This window comes from Arachnia propionica, assembly GCF_003859805.1.
In the GTDB taxonomy this organism is placed as follows: domain Bacteria; phylum Actinomycetota; class Actinomycetes; order Propionibacteriales; family Propionibacteriaceae; genus Arachnia; species Arachnia propionica_C.
On record NZ_RQZG01000002.1, the window covers coordinates 156974 to 175764 of the forward strand.

Below are 18791 nucleotides of genomic sequence, written 5' to 3' on the forward strand. Positions count from 1 at the left end.
TGGATTGGAACAGTTTTCACCAAGGGTGGGTCCCACATGGGACCCACCCCCTCAGTTCAGCAGAACCGGTAGTGGTAGGAAGCACGAGTGCCCGGTGGGCGCCAGCGCTCCGCCTTGGCGGTTTCGTCAGCCGGAGCGCAGGCGCTGCGATGAACGTCAGCTCCGATCTTGACGCTTGAGCCGTGCTTCCTTGACGGATGCCAGAAGCTGGACCACGCCACTCCGATGAGGACGTGGGTTCCGTGGTCCCAGGTTCCCCCAGCGACGTTGCGCGTGATCGCGAACGCTGCTCCTGTTGAGGTCATGAGGATGACCACAGCCAGCACGATCGCCTTCTTGACCGCCTTGATCGACCTCTTCAGTGAGTACTCCTTCCCCTGGAAAGCTCTCAGCTGGAACTTCTCCGGTCAGCTTCGGCTCCAAGTGCCACACGATGCACATCGCCTCAAGGGTCGTCCTCACCTGATCTCACCGCACCCGCAATCGCCACCCAGGAAGAACAACAACAGGCAGATGAACAGGGCCTCAGTTGCTGAAGCGACACCTCGATACCGTTCTTGACAGACTTCCACGCCCCCGCCCACACCTCCAGAGTTCACCCCTGCCGTTCCACGACGACCGCCCTGGCACCTTCGGTGGTCCTGGCCAGGATCAGGGTCGCGTGGTTCTCGCCCCTGGGTCTGAGCTGACGACGCAGCACCGCCGGGTCCACGTCGATGGCCCGGCGTTTGATCTCCAGGCTGCCCACCCGGTGGGCCTTCACCCAGTGCCTCAGCGTCGCGGTGTCGTTCTCCAGCACCTCCAGCACCTTGTAGTCGGTGGCGAAGGGGCTGGCCAGCGGTGCATCCGAGGTGAGGTAGGCCACCGAGGCGGCCAGTAGGTGCGCGTGAGGCGCCGCCTCAGCGACCAGCCCGGCCCGGATCACCGCGTTGTCCGGCTCGTGAATCCACTCCCCCAGCTCACCGACGGGCAAGGGCTCAGCCCCGGGCAGCAGGGTGTGGACCCGGCCGCCGCGCATCACCACGGCCCGGGGGCCGGGGTCGAGGAAGTTCCACAGCGAGACCTCCACCACGTCGCCAGCCACCGACACCCACACCGCCGCGACGTCGTCCGGGATCAGTTCCTTCGGGAGTCCTGGGCCGAGTTTGACGCAGGTGTGCCAGTCACCGTCCAAGTGATGCTCCACCAGCGACCAGGGCGGGGTGAACTGGGAGACGTCCCAGGTGCGGCCACGCGCGGTACGGCGGGCCGGGTCCAGGAAGACCCCGGCCCCAGGCGGCAGCTCGACCTCCTCCGCCAGCCCCGTGATGACCTCAGCGGTGGTGCCCTGCAGATTCGCTCTCGCGAAGGCGGCGGTCGTCGGATCGGCCTCGACGGCACAGACCCTCAGCCCCGCCTCCGCGAAGGCCATCGCATCCACCCCCAGGCCACAGCCCAGATCCCACAGCGCAGAAACCCCGGCGTCACGGAACAGCTCGGCCCGCCACTGCGCGACCGGCCAGCGCGTGGCCTGTTCCAGCCCGTGCGGGGTGAGGAAGAGTCGCTCGGCCTGGGGCAGCTTGGCCCTGGCCCGACGTCTGAGTGCCACCTGGGTCAGGGCGGCAGCCGCCAGATCCGGCGGGAACTCGCGTCGCATCCGCTGTCCGGCGGCGATCGAGTCGGGATCGGCCTCGGCGGCCGCCCGGACCAGCGCCCTGGCTCCTTCAGCCCCCAGGATGTCCATGTCCCGACCCTATCGCTGTTCCTCCGCCCCGGCCCGGGAGAAGTCCCGGCGCAACCTCACGAGCTCTCGACACGAACGGCTCTCTTCGTATCGCCACCCGGCTCGACCAGCAGGAGCGAAATCCTGTTGCCCTGGTTGAGCCGATTTCCGGAGGGTTGTTCTGTGGTCGGCTCGTTCGCTGCTCACACCGGACCGCAAGCGCCAACGAGCAGCCTGATCGAAACCAGGGATGAGTCCCAAGGAATCCTCACGAGGTCTCGGCTGTCGGGAGAAACGGCGCTGAAGCTCGACCAGCGGAGGGAGGGGACGACCCGATCGGTGGCGGAGGAGCGGGCAGACGTCGGCGAGCTCATAGACTGCTTTCCATGACGCGACTTGACGTGTGGCTGTGGAGTGTCAGGCTGTTCAAGACCCGATCCCTTGCGACGAAGGCCGTCACCGGCGGGCACGTCCGCCTCAACGGTGATCCGGTCAAACCGGCCCACGCCGTCAAACCCGGGGACCGGGTGAGCGTCAAGGAGCCCGGCTGGACCCGCGAGTTCGAGGTCGTCGAGCTGCTCTCCAAGCGGGTCGGGGCCTCCATCGCGCAGCAGGCCTACAAGGACCACTCCCCCGAGCGTCCCTCCTACCTGTCGGTCCCCATGGCCCGACGCGACCGCGGTGCCGGTCGCCCGACCAAGAAGGACCGTCGCGCCATCGACAAACTCATGGGCCACGACGGCTCTCCGTGACCGGTCCTCAGCCCCTTCGGATCAGCAGGTGGGAGAGCGCGAGCGGTTCGTAGAACGCACTGATCGCAGCCAGATCGCCCTCTCCCCCTCCCAGCACGATCTTGATCTCGGCATTGCGTTTCAGCGGATCATGCGTGATGAACAGGGCCGTGACCCGGCGTGAATCGGGATCGGCCACCCAGATGTCGATCCCCTCACCGTCGCCTCCCACTGTTCCATCGATGAAGCCGTAGTCCACGGGATGGACCAGCTCCGGGAAGTCTGGGTGGTGGCTGCCGCAGGATCGGTCGATGACGATCGGATGCCGCTGAACCGTGATGTCCAGCTGTTCCCAGACGGACATCGTCGCCCACGCGGCCAGTTCAGCGGCATCCGGCACGACGTGCTCTGCTCTACTGATCCAGCTCGCGGGTGTCGATCTCGGCGATCTCCTCGCCCAGCGCCTCGAGCAGCGCGTGGCGTTCCTCGCGACGACGGCGCTGCTCGATCGGGTCGGGCACCGGGGCGGCGGCCAACAGCCGCTTGGTGTACTCCTCCTGCGGGGTGAGGAGCACATCGGTGCACTCGCCCTTCTCCACGATCTTGCCGTGCTGCATCACGACGACGCGGTGCGCCAGCGAGTCGATGACCGCCAGGTCATGGCTGATGAACAGGCAGGCGAACCCGAAGTCCTGCTGCAGCTCGATGAGCATCGCCAGCACCGAGGCCTGCACCGAGACGTCCAGCGCCGAGGTCGGCTCGTCCGCGATGAGCAGGTCCGGTTTCAGCGAGAGTGCACGAGCGATGGAGACCCGCTGCCGCTGGCCGCCCGACAACTCGTGGGGGTAGCGGTTGAAGGCGCTCTTCGGCAGGGCCACCGCATCCAGCAGGTCGTGGACCATCTGCTGCCGCGACTTCTTGTCACCGACCTTGTGGACCTCCAGCGGCTCCATGATGACGTCACCGACGGGCAGCCGCGGGTTGAGTGAGGCTGCGGGGTCCTGGAAGATGACGCCGATCCGACGGCGAAGTTCCTTGACCTGACGTCCCCGCAGCGCCAGCAGGTCCTCCCCGAGCACCCGCACCTCACCAGCGGCCGAGGGGATCAGGCCGAGCAGCGCACGCCCGATGGTGGACTTGCCGGAACCGGACTCACCCACCAGACCGACGATCTCACCACGACGCACGTCGAAGCTCACACCGTCGACGGCACGGAACGGCTTCTTCCCGGCACGCTTGTACTCCACCACCATGTCGCGCACGTCCAGCGCCAGCCCCGCATCGGCCGAGACCTCGGCGGGCTTCGAGCCGAACTGCCCCTGCCCCTCACCCAGGTGTGGCACCGCGTCGAGCAGTTTCTTGGTGTAGGGGTGCTGGGGGTTGAGCAGCACCTCCTCGGCGGTCCCGCGCTCCACGATGTTGCCCTTGAACATCACGGCGACGCGGTCAGCCATGTCGGCCACCACACCCATGTTGTGGGTGATGAGCAGGATGCCGGTGTTGAGCTTCTCCTTCAGGGAGCGCAGCAGGTCCAGGATGTCGGCCTGCACCGTCACGTCGAGGGCCGTGGTCGGCTCGTCGGCGATGATGACCTCGGGATCACAGGCCAGGGCCATCGCGATGACCACGCGCTGCCGCATACCACCGGAGAGTTCGTGCGGGTACTGCTTGGCGCGACGCTCGGCATTGGGGATGCCGACGGCCTTGAGCAGGTCGACGGCGCGGTCCCAGGCCTGCTGCCCGTAGGCCACGTCGTGGACCTCCATCGACTCGGTGAGCTGCTCACCGATGCGGATGACCGGGTTCAGCGCCGTCATGGGCTCCTGGAAGACCATCGCGACGCGGTTGCCTCGCAGTGCCCGCAGTCCCCGCTGGTCCAGCTTGGAGATGGTCTTGTCGGCCACCATCGTCTCGCCGGTGATGGTCGCGGTCCTCGGCAGCAGTCCGAGAGCGGTGGTGGCGGTCACGGACTTGCCGGAGCCGGACTCGCCCACCAGGGCCACGACCTCGCCCGGGTTGACCACCAGGTCGATGCCCTTGACGGCGTGGACCCGGCCGAACTCGGTGCGGAAGTTGACGTCCAGCTGCTGGAACTGCAGCACCGGCTCATTGGTGTCCGGAGTGGTGTTGGTCTCAGTCATCTCAGTTGTCCTCAGTCCATCTGCTGCCGGGGGTCGAAGGCGTCACGCAGACCGTCACCGATGAAGTTGACACACAGCGCGATCGCCAGGATGAACATGCCCGGCCACCAGAACAGCCAGGGACGGGTGGTCAGTGCCGTCTGGTACTCCGAGATCAGCAGCCCGAGCGAGGTCTCCGGGGACTTCACGCCGAATCCGAGGAAGGACAGCGCGGTCTCCAGCAGGATCGCCGAGGCGATGAGCAGGGTGGAGTTCACCACGATGACACCGACGGAGTTCGGCAGGATGTGACGGAAGATGATGCGCCAGTCGGAGGTTCCGATGGCCTTCGCCGCGTGGACGAACTCCCGCTCCCGCAGCGAGAGCACCTCGCCACGCACCAGACGCGCCATGCTGGTCCACACCACGATGCCGAGCACCCCGGCCAGGAAGAAGATGTTGTTGCCGTTGGTCATCCGGCCCAGCACGGAGGCCAGCACCAGCAACGGGATGATGATGACCAGGTCGGTGACGCGCATCAGGAAGGCCTCGATCCAGCCCCGGAAGTACCCGGCGGCCGAACCGATGATGGTGCCGATGGTGGTGGCGATCGCCCCCACCATGAAGGCGATGATGAGGGACTTGCGAGCCCCCTCCATCACCAGGGCGAAGTAGTCCTTGCCGATGGTGGTCTGCCCGAAGGGGTGCTCCCCGATACGGAGGGGCCACAGTTTCAACGTCGGAGCCCCGGCGTCGACCTGGGGATACAGGTCGGTGTAGTTCTTCGGCCACCAGCCGGGGATCGGCCCGATCCCGGAGGAGGTGAAGGCCATGAGGATGATCAGGCAGAGCACCGTGAGCGCGATCATGGCGCCGCGGTGACGGAAGAACCGCCGACGGATCAGCGCGCCCTGGGAGTAGGAACGCTCCCCCGCCGCGTCGAGGGTCTCCTCGACCTCGAAGCTGGTCTCGGGCTCGGTCATGGTCTCTGTGGTCTCGTCGACCGGTGTGTTCTCGGACATCTTGTTCTCGTTGCTCATCGGGAGATCCTCGGGTCCAGGAAGGCGTAGGCGATGTCGGCGATCATGTTCATCACCACGGCGGCGGTACCGGTGACGGCGTAGAAGGCCATCACCCGGGCAGGATCAACGGCTTCCAGACCGGTGGCGAACATCCAGCCCATGCCCTGCCAGCCGAAGACCCGCTCGGTGATGACCGCACCACCGATCAGGCCCGCGAAGTCGAAGGCCACGATGGTGGCCAGCGGGATCAGGGAGTTGCGCAGCGCGTGCCGGGTGATGACCTTGCGCTCCGAGATGCCCTTGGAGCGCGCCGTGCGGATGTAGTCCTGGTTCAGCACCTCCAGCATCGAGGCCCGGGTGTAGCGGGTGTAGGAGGCCAGCGAGATCAGCATCAAGGCCATCGTGGGGAGGAAGATGTGGGTCAGCAGATCGATGTTGTGGCCCCACCAGGTGGTGGAGAAGTTCGCCGTCGCGGAGCCGATGGTGGGGATCGGCCGGGGCTGGACCTTGAGGTAGTTCGACCAGTTGCTGAGCAACAGGTCGATCAATGCCGCGACGGAGGCCAGCAGGCTGGTGACCACGGAGGCGAAGATGGCCTGTCTGCGGGAGAAGCCTCCCAGGAACTGGCCCGCCAACACCGCGACGACGATGGCGACCACCAGCAGCAGGAACAGCAGCCAGTAGCTGGGGCTGGTCATGAGGATGCCCCGCATGATGGCGTAACCGACGATGGCGACCCCGGCGGTGACCCCCACCGCGTTGCGCACCCCCTTGTTGCCGAAACCACTGGTCAGCACGATCAGCATGACGGCGATCCCGATCACCAGCAGGATGTAGACCGGCAGCCCGATGGCCGGGCGACGGAACCAGGTCACGGCGTCGAAGTAGAACAGGACGCCCGCGAAGGCCACGAACAGGGCGCCGAAGGTGATGAGGCGACGATTCCACGGACCGCCGACGACGGCGGCGATCACGAGGCCGAGGAAGGCGGCGACGCCGACGATCATCGGTGGTGCGAACTTGGCCGTCGCGATCCAGTTGTTGAACTCGATGGCGGCGTAGTGCTTCAGCAGCACCGCGAACCAGAACACCGGCAGGGAGAAGAAGACGAAGGCCATCATGGTCACGGCGTAGTCGAAGCCGCTGTACTGCCTCACAGCGGTCAGCACACCCAGCGTGATGCCGATGGTGATGGAGAGCAGGGTGGCCAGAATCACGAGCCGCAGGGTCGAGGAAGCGGCCGAGAACACCAGCGCGTTGACGTTCGCGCCGTCGGAGGCGACACCGAAATTGCCCTGGAGCACACCGGTGAGCCAGTCCCAGTAGCGCGCGAACCACGGCTTGTCCAACCCCATGCGTTCAGTCATCTGACGCATCAGGTTCTCACGGTTCGGGGAGTTCGACTCCCGGATCGGGGCGAGCGGATCGCCCGAGTTGATCACCAGGACGAACAGCAGCAGGGAGCCCAGGAAGAGGATCATCAAGGAGATGAGAAGCCTCTTGGCGATGTACTTGATCACGGTAGTTCCTATTCCGGCTGGCAGGTCTGGGCCCCACCGGGAAGACCCATAGCGCCCGATGATAGAGCACGAACGCCGTCTTGGTCGCGCCCAGCCGTGGTTTGAGCGGTCAGATGCAGCAAGGAGGGTGGGTGCACGGATGGCACCCACCCCCCTTGTTCAGGTCACCTCAGGGGTGTGTCACCTCAGTTGAGCTGCCACTGCTCGCCGTTCCAGACCACATGGTTCTGGGTGGCCGTGGAGCGCACGTTGCCGATGCGGGCGTCGTAGGCCATGACACCTGGATGGGCGTAGAGCGGGAGTCCGAACAGGGTGTCCCACAGCTCCTTCTCCAGGACCTTGGTCTCCTCCAGGAGGACCTTGTCGTCGAGCGTGCTGGTCATCTTCTTCCAGGACTCGTCCACCTTGGCGTTGGAGTACTTGCCGTAGTTCTGCGGCTTGTCGGTGGAGTAGATGTTCTGACCGGACACGAGCTGACCGGAGCTCGCCCAGGCGTACAGCGCCACCTCGTAGTCACCATCGGGGAGCTGCTTGTCGAAGAAGTCAGAGGTTGCGGTGTCCTCGACCTCGAAACCGGCGTCCTTGCACGAGGCCTGGATCGCGGCGACGGTCTCAGCGCGACGCTGGTTGCCGGCACGGTAACCGACGCGGACCTTGATCGGGGTGGCGACACCGGACTCGGCGACCAACTGCTTGGCCTTCTCGATGTCGACCTGGTCGTAACGTCCGTCGTAGCTGGCCTTGACCACCTCGTCGTACTTCTCCTGGAAGGGGAAGGCCTCACGGGCGTTCATGATCTCGGCGCCGGGATCGATCGGCTTGATGAGCGAGTCGACGATGGCCTGCCGGGGCACACAGTGGGCGAAGGCCTGGCGGAGCTTGAGGCCACCCTGGGCGTCGGAGAAGACATTGGTGTCGCGGAAGTTGAAGTCCAGGTGCTCCCAGGTCAGGGTGGAGAAGGTCTCGACCTTGACGGAGGGACCGATGTTCTGCAGCTGGCCGACGGTGTCGACGGTGGCCTGGGGATCGATGACGTTGAGGTCACCGTTCTGCAGCGACTGGGCCATCTGGGCGTCTTCGATGTAGCGGAAGATCAGGTTCTGAGTGGCCGGCGGGGTACCCCAGTACTTCGGGTTGGCCTCGAGGGTGAGCGCAGTGCCCTCCCATCCACCCTGCTTGATCTGGTAGGGACCCATCGAGGGGATGACCGAGGCATCGGGAAGCTGTCCCTGCTCGAAGTTCCACCCGGTGTTCCAGAACTCAGCTGCCTTCTTCACGGTCTCGGCATCGCGGTCGAGGATCGCCTGGGCGAGGGCGTCGGGCTCCAGACCACTCTGCTTGGCCACCACGTGCGCCGGCATGACGTTGCCGATGATGAGCTTCCAGTCCGGGTAGGTGCCCTGGTACTTCAGGGTGAAGGTCTTGGAGCCGATCTCACCCTGCGGCCCTTCCAGCACCTGCTCGGCGAGGCTGGAGGAGACGTGGTCGAAGACGGCCTTGGTGTCCTTGTTCTCTCCGCTGGCGCGGCCGGGAACCAGGAACTCGGGGTTCTGGGCCGCCCAGTCCAGCAGGTAGTCGTTGATGGTCACCGGGGTACCATCGGACCACACAGCCTTGTCACTGATGGTGTACTTCACCTCGAGCGGGTCCTCGTTCAGCACCTCGATGGTGCCGAAGTCCTTGTCCTCGCAGATGGTGCCGTCGGTACCGAAGTACACGAAGCTGCTGAGGATTCGGTCAGAGACGACGGAGTTGTAGGTGGAGTAGGTGGCGGAGGTGAGGTTGTTGTACCCGCTCCACTTGCCCGGGCCAGGACCGTAGATGACCTGGCCCTCCTTCGGGGCCGTGACCTCCACGGGCTTCTTGCAGGTGTCAGCATCACCACTGGGGGTGCTGCCCGTGCCCGTGGTGGACGCCGAGGTCTCACCGGTCCCCGCAGGGGGTTGGGTGGCCGGATCCTCGCCGCTGGTGCAGGCGCCGAGCATCAACGCTCCGCCCAGCAGTGCGGCAAGGGCAGCCTTGGAGCCCTTGAACTTCATAGTTTCTCCTTGGTCGATTCCCGACACGCGATCCTTGGGATCAGGACCGATTGGCACCGGACCTTAGTCGGATTTCGAGACCCTGAGAACCAGAAGGCCCAAACTTGAGACGGATTGTTACCTGACTGATACTCAACCCCCGGCCACCGGCCGTTCAGACGACGACCCGGGTCACCGGCAGGCCCGGTTCGGCGGAGAAGTCCAGGGGGGAAGGAGCGAGCCCGGCCCGGACCACCTCCACCCCGACGGCGGCGATCATCGCCCCGTTGTCGGTGCACAGGGCCGGACGGGGACGCCTGAGCTCGATCCCGGCGGCCCCGGCTCGCTCCTCCATGAGGCCACGCAGCCGGGAATTGGCCGCCACGCCCCCGCCGAGCAGGATCGTGTCCGCCCCGGTGACCTTCACCGCGTCAAGCGTCTTGGTCACCAGCACATCGGCCACGGCCTCCTGGAAGCTGGCGCAGACATCCGCGACGGGAACCTCGCGTCCCTCCAGCCGGGCGGTCTCCACCCAACGTGCGACGGCGGTCTTCAGCCCGGAGAAGGAGAAGTCGAAACGGTGCCGCTCGAGGTCGTGCCGTGCGGTGAGCCCCCGGGGGAAACGGATCGCCGTCGGGTCACCGTCGGCGGCTGCCCGATCGATCACCGGCCCTCCCGGGTAGGCCAGCCCCAGGAGCCGAGCCACCTTGTCGTAGGCCTCCCCCGCCGCGTCGTCGATGGTGGCCCCCAGCTCCGTGATGTCACGCGCCAGGTCCTTCACGTGCAACAGCGAGGTGTGTCCACCCGAGACCAGCAGCGCCAGCGTCGGCATCGGCAGGGTGCCGTGGTCCAGCAGGTCGACGGCGATGTGCCCCACCAGGTGGTTGACCCCGTGGAGTGGCTTGTCCAGGTACGCAGCCAGGGCCTTGGCCGCCGAGATACCGACCAGCAGCGCCCCCATCAGCCCGGGTCCTGCCGTGACGGCGATGGCGTCCACCTCGCCCAGGTCGACGTCGGCGACGGCGGCCGCCCGCTCCAGGGTCGGCACGAGGGCCGACAGGTGAGCCCGGGAGGCGATCTCGGGCACCACCCCACCGAACCGGGCGTGCAGATCCACCGAGGAGGCCACCTCACTGGCCAGCAACTCGTTGCCACGCACGATTCCCACCCCGGTCTCGTCGCACGACGACTCGATGCCGAGGATCAGCGGTTCGGTCATGAGGGTTCCTCCTTCACAAGCGGCAACTCCATGATGAGTGCATCGCGGCCCCGGCCGTAGTAGTCCGCGCGCCCAGCCACCTGCGCGAAGCCGTGGCCCCTGTACAGGGCGATGGCGGGCTCGTTGTCCGCCGCCACCTCCAACATCACACGCTCCGCCCCCTGCCCACGCGCCCAGGCCAGTCCACGACGCATCAGGTCCCCGGCGAGACCCTGGCGACGCCGTGCCGGGGCCACGATCACCCGGTACAGCTCAGCCACGTCGAAGGCCGCGCGCCAAGCGCAGGCCGCGACGACCCCATCGGCCTCCCCCACCAGCACCAGGTGCTCCGGGGACTCGATCTCCTCGCGCCAGGCTGCCTCACTCCAGCGCTGGGAGGCCGGGAAACCCTCCTCCAGCCGGACGATGTCCGCCGCATCGGCGGGCACGGCGGATCGCACGGTCATCGAGGCACCCGCAGCCGGGGCAGTGCCGACTTCCGGGTGGTGGGCACGGCGGCATCGGCCGGGCGCAGGTAGAACGGTTCCCCGTCCACCGCGGGCAGGCGCTCCCACGAAGCGGCGAGCACCGCGGCGTCGATCCCCTCGGGGCCGACCACCCGGAGCCCGTACTCCCCCGGAACGGGACCGGCCAGGGGCAGGTCGGGAAGCCCACCCGGGGCTCCCACCCTGGGTTCCCCCTGACGCCGGCCCTCGACGTAGTGGGCCCAGTAGAGTTCCTTGCGACGGGCATCCGAGGCCACCACGAACTCACCGGGCGCATCCACCCACTGGGCCGCGATGACGTCCAGGGAGCAGACCCCGTGGACCGGCCGGGCGGACACGGAGGCCAGGCTTCGGGCCGCGACGATCCCCACCCTCAGCCCCGTGAACGGTCCCGGCCCCATCCCGACGGCATAGGCGTCGATCTCCTGCAGCCTCACGCCGGCCTCGGCGCAGAGCTGCTGGATCAGCGGCACCAGGGTCTCACCGTGGGCCCGGGTGTCGGCCACCACACGGGTGGCCAGCGGAGCACCGTCCTCGGCCAGCCCGACGGCGACGTGGTGGGAAGTGTCGATCCCCAAGGTGTAGGTCATGATCTCCTCAAAGCTTCCAGGGCACCGGCCCACCTCGGACCGACGCCGGTGAGGGTGACCCGTCGGGGGTCACAGCTGCGGTCGATGTCGATCTCCAGGCGGTTCTCCGAGAGCCACTCGGCCACTCCTTCCCCCCACTCGATCAGCGTGACCGCCCCGGACATCGTCTGGTCGAGGTCGATGTCGGCCAGCTCACCGGCACTGGACATCCGGTAGGCATCGACGTGGACCAGGTCGGGGCCGTCCCCGTGGGCCGGGTGGATCCGGGAGATGACGAAGGTCGGGGAGATGATCGGTCCTGCCACCTGCAGCCCCCGGCCGATGCCCTGGGTCAGCGTGGTCTTGCCCGCCCCGAGGTCGCCGGTGGCGATCACGACGTCGCCTGCACGCAGCACCCCGGCCAACCTGGCCCCCAGGTCCTGCATCTCCTCGGCGCTCGGTACGTCGATCACCACGGGCAGGTCCCGCCCCAGGATCCATTCGTGGCCCTCCTGACGGAGGGTGGCGAAGCCGTGGGCGCGCCACCAGTCGGCCAGTTCCGGGAATTCCCGTCGGCAGGCCAGTTCCACCCGGGACAGACCGGCGTCGGCGGCCAGCGAGACGGCCCCGGCGACGAGGTGTTTCGCCACGCCACCTCCGGTCGCCTCGGGCAGGACTGCGACGCGGCACAGCCTCGCGACCTCGCCGTCGTGGGCGATGAGCAGGCAACCGATGATCCGATCGCCGTCGAGGGCGCACACCCCCCAGCCCTGGCTCAGGGCACGACGGTAGTCCTCGACGGTGTCCGTGAGCGCCGCTGCGGGCGGATCGACGGGGCGGCGGGCGGCGAAGGCGGTGTGTGCCACCTGGCGCATCGCGGGAGCATCCGCGTCGGTGGCCACCCGCACCTGGATGGTCTCGGACATGACCTCAGGGATCCTACTCCCAGTTGCGGCGGCCGCGCCCGCCACGGAACCCGCCGCGTCGCCGACCGCCGTGGGGACGACGGCGTTGCTGCGGTTTGGGCGCGATGAGGGCCAGGTAGTCGGCCTCGTCGATGGGGGCGTCGAGGCACTCCTTCGCCCCGGTGGCGTGCTTCAGCTCATCGCTGCCGGGGGTCACCTCGAGGGGTTTGGTGCTGACCCCGGCCTGACCCACGAGACGACGCATCAGTTTGCGCTGGTGCGGCAGCACGAGGCTCACCACGGCACCGGTCTCCCCCGCCCGGGCCGTGCGACCGGCCCGGTGGAGGTAGTCCTTGTGGTTCATGGGTGGATCGACCTGGAGCACCAGGGTGACATCGTCGACGTGGATGCCACGTGCCGCGACGTCGGTGGCCACCAGCACGGGGACCTCACCGTTCTTGAAGGCTGCGAGGACACGGGCCCGGGCCCCCTGGGTGAGGCCGCCGTGGAGGGCACCGGCCAACACCCCGGCCTGGCGGAGCTGACCCGCGATGCGGTCGGAGCCCATCTGGGTGCGGGCGAAGATCACGGTCTTGCCGTCGCGGTTGGCGATCTCGGCGGTGATCTGGTTCTTGTGGTGCGGGGCCAGGTGCAGCACGTGGTGGGTCATGGTGGTCACCGAGGCACGTCCCGAGTCCACCTCGTGGGTCACCGGGTCGACCAGGTAGCGTCGCACCAGCTTGTCCACCGCACCGTCGAGGGTGGCGGAGAACAGCAGCCGCTGTCCGCCCTCGGGGACCGCGTCGAGCAGGGTGGTGACATCGGGCAGGAATCCGAGGTCGCTCATGTGGTCGGCCTCGTCGAGGACTGCGATCTCCACCTGGCTGAGGTCCACCGCTCCCTGCTCCAGCAGGTCGATGAGGCGGCCGGGTGTGGCCACCACCACGTCGACGCCGCGCTGGAAGGCCTTGATCTGGGGACCGTAGGCCATACCCCCCGCCACCAGGTACAGGTCCAGACCCATGACGGTGGCCAGCGGTGACAGGTTGTCGGCGATCTGCAGGGCGAGTTCACGGGTGGGGGTGAGGATGACGGCGCGCGGTGTGCCGGTGGGTTCCCCAGCGGCCAGCCGGGTCAGCATCGGCAGTCCGAAGGCCAAGGTCTTGCCCGAGCCGGTGCGGCCGCGACCCAGCACGTCGCGTCCCGCGATGGCATCGGCGATGGTGGCCCGCTGGATGGGGAAGGGCTCGGTGATCCCCTGTGCTGCCAGGGCCGCGACCATGGGGGTGGCGACCCCGAGCTCGGCGAAACCGGAGCGCTCGTCGTCCGTGGTGACCTCCACCTCCACGGCGGTGGCCTCCCAGCTCATCTGGTCCTGCTCCACCTCGTGGGTCTCGTGGCGGCGGTCATCACGACGGCGGTCGTGGTGGTGGTGCCGCGGCTGGTCCTGGAAGGAGCGGAACCCGCGCGGCCGGTCCTGCCGGAACCCACCACGACGACCGAAGTCACGTCGGTCATCGCGGCGCTCCTGATCCCGATCCCGGCGACGGTCGTCCCGCCGTTCGAAGCGGTCGTCGCGGTCGAACCTGCGCTCGTCACGGCGGTCGAACCTGTCGTCCCGCCGTTCGAAACGGTCGTCCCGGCGGGGACGGAACTCGCGGTCGTCACGCCGCCCGAACCTGTCATCACGCCGGGGCCGGTCGTCGCGGTCGAACCTGCGCTCGTCACGGCGGTCGAACCTGCGCTCGTCACGGGGCTCGACGTCATGGTCAGTTCTGCGGGAGAAGCGCTCCCGCTCCGGGTGGCGGACCCCACCCGACTTGCGGGGCGCACGCCCCTTGGCTGCCCGCTCGGCAGCGCTCCAACGTTTCTTGGGTGTGCCGTCAGCCTTGAACGACTTCGGCTTCTTGCCATGCATGGCCATGTCAGGTCCTTAAAGAACAGCTCGTCTCGGGCCCGGCGGATGGATTCCGCGGGCTTCGGCTCGCCTCGTCTCACAGGAAAAGCTCAAACACAAGACGGCCGTTGGCGCTCGATGCGCGATGCTGACAGCCGGTATCCGGCTCAGGGGGTCCGGGGCTTGGTCAGCGACACCCCGGACTGGGCCACATGGGCCGACTGATCAGACTAGCACAGGCACGACGGGTTGCAGCAATCAGATCAGTGGAGAGACGCCGCCACACCGTCGAGGATGATCTCCAGCTTCGTGTCGAACCATTCGATGGGCGGCCGTTGCACCATGGTTCGCCTGGTCTCCTGGACCACCCGCCTGACCGGGTCGCCCCCCTCCTCCGGTTCCGGAAGGGCACCCCAGACCTCCTGGAGGTCACGGCGACGAGGGCCCCCGCCGGTCAGGCCGTCCAGGCCCTCCGCACCACGGCGGCTGTCGATCACCAGGTCGAACACCATGTCACAGGCCAGTACGGCCCCGTGCGCGGTGAAGCCGCACTCCACCAGGTGGATGCACAGATCGTCGACGAGTCGGACCCCACTGAGCGGAATCAGCCCACGTGCGGCCTCGGCCGCCGCGCCCGGGTGACGCTCACAGGTTCGCCAGAGACAGTGGGCGCAGGCCCTCAGCACGTCCCGCCAGGACCCTGACAACGTCGGCCACCTGGCAGTCTCGACCATCCGTCCGAGGCCCAGCCGCACCAGTTCGTCACGATCCGGGGCGTAACGGAACAGTGTGGTCTCCCCCACCCCCAGTCGTTGCCGGACGGCCGCGAAGGTGAGGTCGGGGAACCCGACCTCGAGCACGGCCTCGGCCACCTCCTCCCGCGAGAGCCGGGGTGGTCTGCCGCGTCTGCGGCCGGTTGTCACCGCACCTCCTCGGCTCTCAGCGGGACGAAGCGTCGGAAGGCAGGATGCATGGCGAGGAACACCACGACGGCGATCAGCATGGCGATGGAGATCACCACGGGCAGCGGACGCCACCAGCCGTAGAGGATCGTGCTGAGTGCGGGTGAGATGACATAGGTGAGACCGTTCGTGGCCCCCACGACACCGGCCAGACCGCCCTGTTCATCGCGTTGCACCAGCATGGTGGGCCCAGCCGTGTAGCCGGGGATCGCCAGACCGAGCCCGAGCCCCATCAGCGCGAAGGCGAGGAACAGCAGCCACGCGCCCTGGTCGGGCAGCAGCAGGATGAACCCGATGGCGGCCACGACGGTCCCGAGACGCAACAGCCTCGGCGGCCCCCAACCCGTGCGCGGCACGATCACGGCCTGGGACAGCACCATTCCGAGACCCATCACGAGCATCATGGCCCCGGTCATCTGCCCGGCGGTCTCGGAGGCCAGGTGCAGCCGATCCTGGATGAGGAATCCTCCCGTGACCTGGATGAATCCCAGAGCGGTGAACATGCCGAATCCTGCCATCAGGAACGGCCACACCCGAGGGTCGGCGGGACTGATCCGTCTGGGGGCGGCCACGAGTTGCCCCTGTCCCCCGCTCCGCAGCCCCCACAGCACCACGGCGAGACCTGCTCCGATCAGCACCGGCACCACTGCGATGGGGACCAGCAGCCCCAACCCGGCGAGCACGCCCCCGATGATCGCACCCAGGATCGAGGCGAGTCCCTGCATGGCCCCGACCCCGGCCATCGCCTTGACCCGTTGTTGACCCTCCGGGGTCACCTCGGCGACATAGGCCTGGGCCGTCGGGGGGACCGCCGCGATGGCGGTGCCGAAGGCCACTCCGCGCAGCAGCAGGAAGAGCAGGAAGAGCAACCAGCCGGTGAGCACCCCGGCCAGCCCGACCGAGACGACGACGGTGAACAGCAGCATCGTGACCGTGGCGGCCAGCAGTGCACTGACCAGCACTGGCTTGAAACCCGCCGACTGGGCGCGGCGCCCCCAGAACTGCGAGGTCAGCACCACCATGAGGGCAGCGCTGGAGATGGTCACCCCCACCTGCCATTCCGCGAGCCCGAGGTCACGGGCCAACGGCGCGATGATCGGGCCGAGGGTCATCTGACCCACGTAGACGATGAGCACGACACCCAGGAGCAGGGAGAGCTGGGGCCGACCGCCGTGGTCGGCTCGGACTTCTTTGGAGAGCACGGACACACTCTACAACTGTTTTCGGGGGTGTACCACCACAATGTGAATGGAGCCGCAGGCCCACGCCGCGTAGACTGGGACCGTGCGTGTCGCCGTCATCGCGGAATCCTTCCTGCCGCAGGTCAACGGAGTGACCAACTCCGTCCTGCGGGTGCTCGAGCACCTCCGGTCAGCTGGCCACGACGCCCTGGTCATCGCCCCGGCCGACGGACGGAAGGTGCCCCGCAGGTACGCCGGTTTCCGGGTGAAGAAGGTGGCCTCGATCGGCCTGCCGGGTTACGACACCGTGCGGGTGGTGACCACCCCGTCGTTCACGGTGGAGCGCATCCTCACCCGTTTCAACCCCGATGTGGTCCACCTGGCCGCCCCCTTCATCGTCGGCTTCAAGGGGGCCTCGGTGGCGGCCCGGCTGGGCATCCCCATGGTGGCGATCTACCAGACCGAGGTGCCCTCCTACGCCGCACGCTACGGCTTCCCCCATGCTGAGGCGCTGCTGTGGCACCACGTCACGCAGGTGCACTCCTTGGCGACGATGACCCTGGCGCCCTCCACCTACGCCCGACAACAGCTCATCGATCACGGGGTGCCCCGGGTCAACCTGTGGGGACGAGGCGTCGACTCGGAACGCTTCACACCCACCAAACGCAACCGTGGACTGCGCCGCCGACTTGCCCCGAACGGGGAGAAACTCATCGGGTTCATGGGACGTCTCGCCGTCGAGAAGCAGGTCGAGGACCTGGTGGCGTTGACCGACCTCCCGAACACTCGGCTGGTCATCATCGGCGACGGCCCGGAACGCGCGACGCTGCAGCAGAAGCTGCCCGGTGCGGCCTTCCTCGGGCAGCTCGGCGGCGAGGACCTGCCCCGCGCCATGGCCTCCCTGGACCTGTTCGTCCACACCGGTGAGATGGAGACGTTCTGCCAGGCCGTCCAGGAGGCCAAGGCCTCGGGGCTGCCCGTCGTGGCCCCCCGCAAGGGCGGCCCCGTCGACCTCATCGATCCGTCCCGCACCGGCTGGTTGTACGAACCGGGCAGGCTCGACCAGCTCCGGGCCCAGGTGACGGATCTGGTCGGGGACGACGTGAAGCGGGCCGCTTTCTCCGCTGCCGCGCGTGAGTCCATCCTGGATCGCACCTGGCACAACATCTGCACCGAGCTGATGGAGCACTACACCGAGGCGATCCGGCTGTCCGTCAGGCGGAAGTCCCTGACCCCGCAGACCCACTGACCAGGTCAGCGACCACACCGGGGAACCTGGCCGCCTGCACGTGAGGGGGCCACGGCCCCGGGAACCGGGTGGCGACCAGGGCCTGCAGGCTGGCCGCGGCCAGCGCGGCCACCGCCACGGGCAACCCGGCTGCGAGCAATGTTCCGCAGGCCCCGGCGAGCACGTCCCCGGAGCCGGCCTGAGCGCTCCAGGCGGGTCCCGGCAGTGCCAGCCTCACCTGCCCACCCGGGGCAGCGACCGGCTGGACGGCTCCCTTGAGCAGCACCGTCACCCGGAACATGTCTGCGGCCTCCTGTGCCGCCGCCACCGGCTCCGCCTCCACGTCACGTCGTGGGACCCCGAGCAGCATCGCCAGCTCTCCGGCGTGCGGGGTGATCAGGCACCCCTCGGGCACCGGGTTCGGCAGGTGGCGCAGCGCATCGGCATCGATGACCATCGGGACCCGCCGCGAGCAGGCCTCCTCGAGCCGCTGCCCGGCGTCGGCCCGCGGTCCCCAGCCGGGCCCCAGCACCAGGGCCTGGACCTGCCCGTCAGCCAGGACGACGCTGGGGTGACGGCTGATCACCAACTCCCCCGGAGCCGACCCGAGGTAGCGGACCATGCCCGGCCCCGTCCCCAGCGCTCCGGCGACGGCGAGCAGCGCCGCCCCGGGGTAGCGGGTCGATCCGGCATCGATCCCGACCACTCCCCGGGTGTACTTGTGGTCCCGGGGTCCCGGCACCGGCCAGCAGGCCGCCAGGTCAGCGACGGTGAAGGTGTCGATCACGACTCGCACACCACCATCGCGGTGGCGAACCCACCGTCGTGGGAGAGGCTGAGATGGATCCGGGTGATCCCCAGCTCGGACACGCGGTCCGCGACGGTGCCGCTGAGGGCGAAGCTCGGCACACCGGCCGGGTCCTTGACCACCTCCGCATCCAGCCAGCGCAACCCACCGGGACTGTGCAGCGCCTTGGCGAGTGCCTCCTTCGCGGCGAACCGCGCGGCCTTGGACTGCACGGACAGTTCCTGCTCCCTCGGGGTGAGCAACCGCTCCGCCAGGCCGGGCCGGCGCTCCAGCATCGCCTGGAACCGTTCGACGACGCACAGGTCCACTCCGATACCGACGATCATCGTCCCAGCCTAGAGGGTGCGCGGCCCCCGCCCCCCTTCGCGTTATGTCATTTCATTGAGTTCTCGGGCATGTTCTGGCAGAAACGTGCAACAACTGC

The 18791-nt window shown here is 68.0% G+C and carries 18 protein-coding genes; 2 read left to right on the forward strand and 16 right to left on the reverse strand.

The window, feature by feature from the left end; genetic code table 11:
- Nucleotides 1–56: 56 nt before the first annotated feature.
- Nucleotides 57–326, reverse strand: coding sequence for a lactococcin 972 family bacteriocin (locus EII34_RS16770; protein ID WP_124842916.1), 270 nt, complete (start codon nucleotides 324–326; stop codon nucleotides 57–59).
- Between the two features lie 269 nt (nucleotides 327–595).
- Nucleotides 596–1723 carry a class I SAM-dependent methyltransferase gene (locus tag EII34_RS03365; protein WP_124842918.1) on the reverse strand — a complete coding sequence of 376 codons (1128 nt, stop codon included), beginning with the start codon at nucleotides 1721–1723 and terminating at the stop codon, nucleotides 596–598.
- A gap of 365 nt (nucleotides 1724–2088) precedes the next feature.
- On the opposite strand from EII34_RS03365, the gene EII34_RS03370 reads away from it, so the two are divergent.
- A complete protein-coding gene (locus EII34_RS03370) occupies nucleotides 2089–2454 on the forward strand; it encodes an RNA-binding S4 domain-containing protein (RefSeq protein WP_124842920.1) in 366 nt (121 codons plus the stop codon).
- 7 nt (nucleotides 2455–2461) lie between these two features.
- Here EII34_RS03370 and EII34_RS03375 read toward each other — a convergent pair whose 3' ends face one another.
- From EII34_RS03375 to EII34_RS03430, 12 genes are all read right to left on the reverse strand, one after another.
- A complete protein-coding gene (locus tag EII34_RS03375; RefSeq protein ID WP_124842922.1) occupies nucleotides 2462–2833 on the reverse strand; it encodes an inorganic pyrophosphatase in 372 nt (123 codons plus the stop codon).
- Between the two features lie 13 nt (nucleotides 2834–2846).
- Nucleotides 2847–4574, reverse strand: coding sequence for an ABC transporter ATP-binding protein (locus EII34_RS03380; protein WP_124842924.1), 1728 nt, complete (start codon nucleotides 4572–4574; stop codon nucleotides 2847–2849).
- An 11-nt stretch (nucleotides 4575–4585) separates the two neighbouring features.
- A complete protein-coding gene (locus tag EII34_RS03385) occupies nucleotides 4586–5593 on the reverse strand; it encodes an ABC transporter permease (protein WP_124842926.1) in 1008 nt (335 codons plus the stop codon).
- Nucleotides 5590–7095: an ABC transporter permease gene (locus EII34_RS03390; protein ID WP_124842928.1), complete on the reverse strand. Its 1506-nt coding sequence runs from the start codon at nucleotides 7093–7095 to the stop codon at nucleotides 5590–5592. The genes EII34_RS03385 and EII34_RS03390 overlap by 4 nt, the downstream gene beginning before the upstream one ends.
- A gap of 185 nt (nucleotides 7096–7280) precedes the next feature.
- Nucleotides 7281–9134, reverse strand: a complete 1854-nt coding sequence (locus EII34_RS03395; protein WP_124842930.1) for an ABC transporter family substrate-binding protein — start codon at nucleotides 9132–9134, stop codon at nucleotides 7281–7283.
- 154 nt (nucleotides 9135–9288) lie between these two features.
- Entirely contained in the window at nucleotides 9289–10332 is a 1044-nt protein-coding gene (tsaD, locus tag EII34_RS03400; RefSeq protein WP_124842932.1) for a tRNA (adenosine(37)-N6)-threonylcarbamoyltransferase complex transferase subunit TsaD, read from the reverse strand.
- Nucleotides 10329–10778, reverse strand: coding sequence for a GNAT family N-acetyltransferase (locus EII34_RS03405; protein WP_124842934.1), 450 nt, complete (start codon nucleotides 10776–10778; stop codon nucleotides 10329–10331). The genes tsaD and EII34_RS03405 overlap by 4 nt, the downstream gene beginning before the upstream one ends.
- Nucleotides 10775–11410: a tRNA (adenosine(37)-N6)-threonylcarbamoyltransferase complex dimerization subunit type 1 TsaB gene (gene tsaB, locus EII34_RS03410; protein ID WP_124843018.1), complete on the reverse strand. Its 636-nt coding sequence runs from the start codon at nucleotides 11408–11410 to the stop codon at nucleotides 10775–10777. Before tsaB ends, EII34_RS03405 begins: the two co-directional genes overlap by 4 nt.
- Nucleotides 11404–12312: a tRNA (adenosine(37)-N6)-threonylcarbamoyltransferase complex ATPase subunit type 1 TsaE gene (tsaE, locus tag EII34_RS03415; protein WP_124842936.1), complete on the reverse strand. Its 909-nt coding sequence runs from the start codon at nucleotides 12310–12312 to the stop codon at nucleotides 11404–11406. Before tsaE ends, tsaB begins: the two co-directional genes overlap by 7 nt.
- Nucleotides 12313–12325: 13 nt before the next feature.
- Nucleotides 12326–14215 carry a DEAD/DEAH box helicase gene (locus EII34_RS03420; protein ID WP_124842938.1) on the reverse strand — a complete coding sequence of 630 codons (1890 nt, stop codon included), beginning with the start codon at nucleotides 14213–14215 and terminating at the stop codon, nucleotides 12326–12328.
- Nucleotides 14216–14451: 236 nt separating this feature from the next.
- Nucleotides 14452–15111, reverse strand: a complete 660-nt coding sequence (locus EII34_RS03425; RefSeq protein WP_124842940.1) for a TetR/AcrR family transcriptional regulator — start codon at nucleotides 15109–15111, stop codon at nucleotides 14452–14454.
- On the reverse strand, nucleotides 15108–16352 hold the full coding sequence (locus tag EII34_RS03430; protein WP_260425036.1) for an MFS transporter: 1245 nt from the start codon (nucleotides 16350–16352) through the stop codon (nucleotides 15108–15110). Before EII34_RS03430 ends, EII34_RS03425 begins: the two co-directional genes overlap by 4 nt.
- Before the next feature lie 82 nt (nucleotides 16353–16434).
- On the opposite strand from EII34_RS03430, the gene EII34_RS03435 reads away from it, so the two are divergent.
- Nucleotides 16435–17580: a glycosyltransferase family 4 protein gene (locus EII34_RS03435; RefSeq protein ID WP_124842942.1), complete on the forward strand. Its 1146-nt coding sequence runs from the start codon at nucleotides 16435–16437 to the stop codon at nucleotides 17578–17580.
- Here the strand turns inward: EII34_RS03435 and EII34_RS03440 are convergent.
- Together EII34_RS03440 and EII34_RS03445 are read right to left on the reverse strand one after the other, a co-directional pair.
- Nucleotides 17546–18346 carry an ADP-dependent NAD(P)H-hydrate dehydratase gene (locus EII34_RS03440; RefSeq protein WP_260425037.1) on the reverse strand — a complete coding sequence of 267 codons (801 nt, stop codon included), beginning with the start codon at nucleotides 18344–18346 and terminating at the stop codon, nucleotides 17546–17548. The genes EII34_RS03435 and EII34_RS03440 overlap by 35 nt on opposite strands.
- Complete coding sequence (locus EII34_RS03445) at nucleotides 18343–18693, reverse strand: holo-ACP synthase (protein WP_124842946.1); 351 nt, start codon at nucleotides 18691–18693, stop codon at nucleotides 18343–18345. Before EII34_RS03445 ends, EII34_RS03440 begins: the two co-directional genes overlap by 4 nt.
- Nucleotides 18694–18791 lie beyond the last annotated feature (98 nt).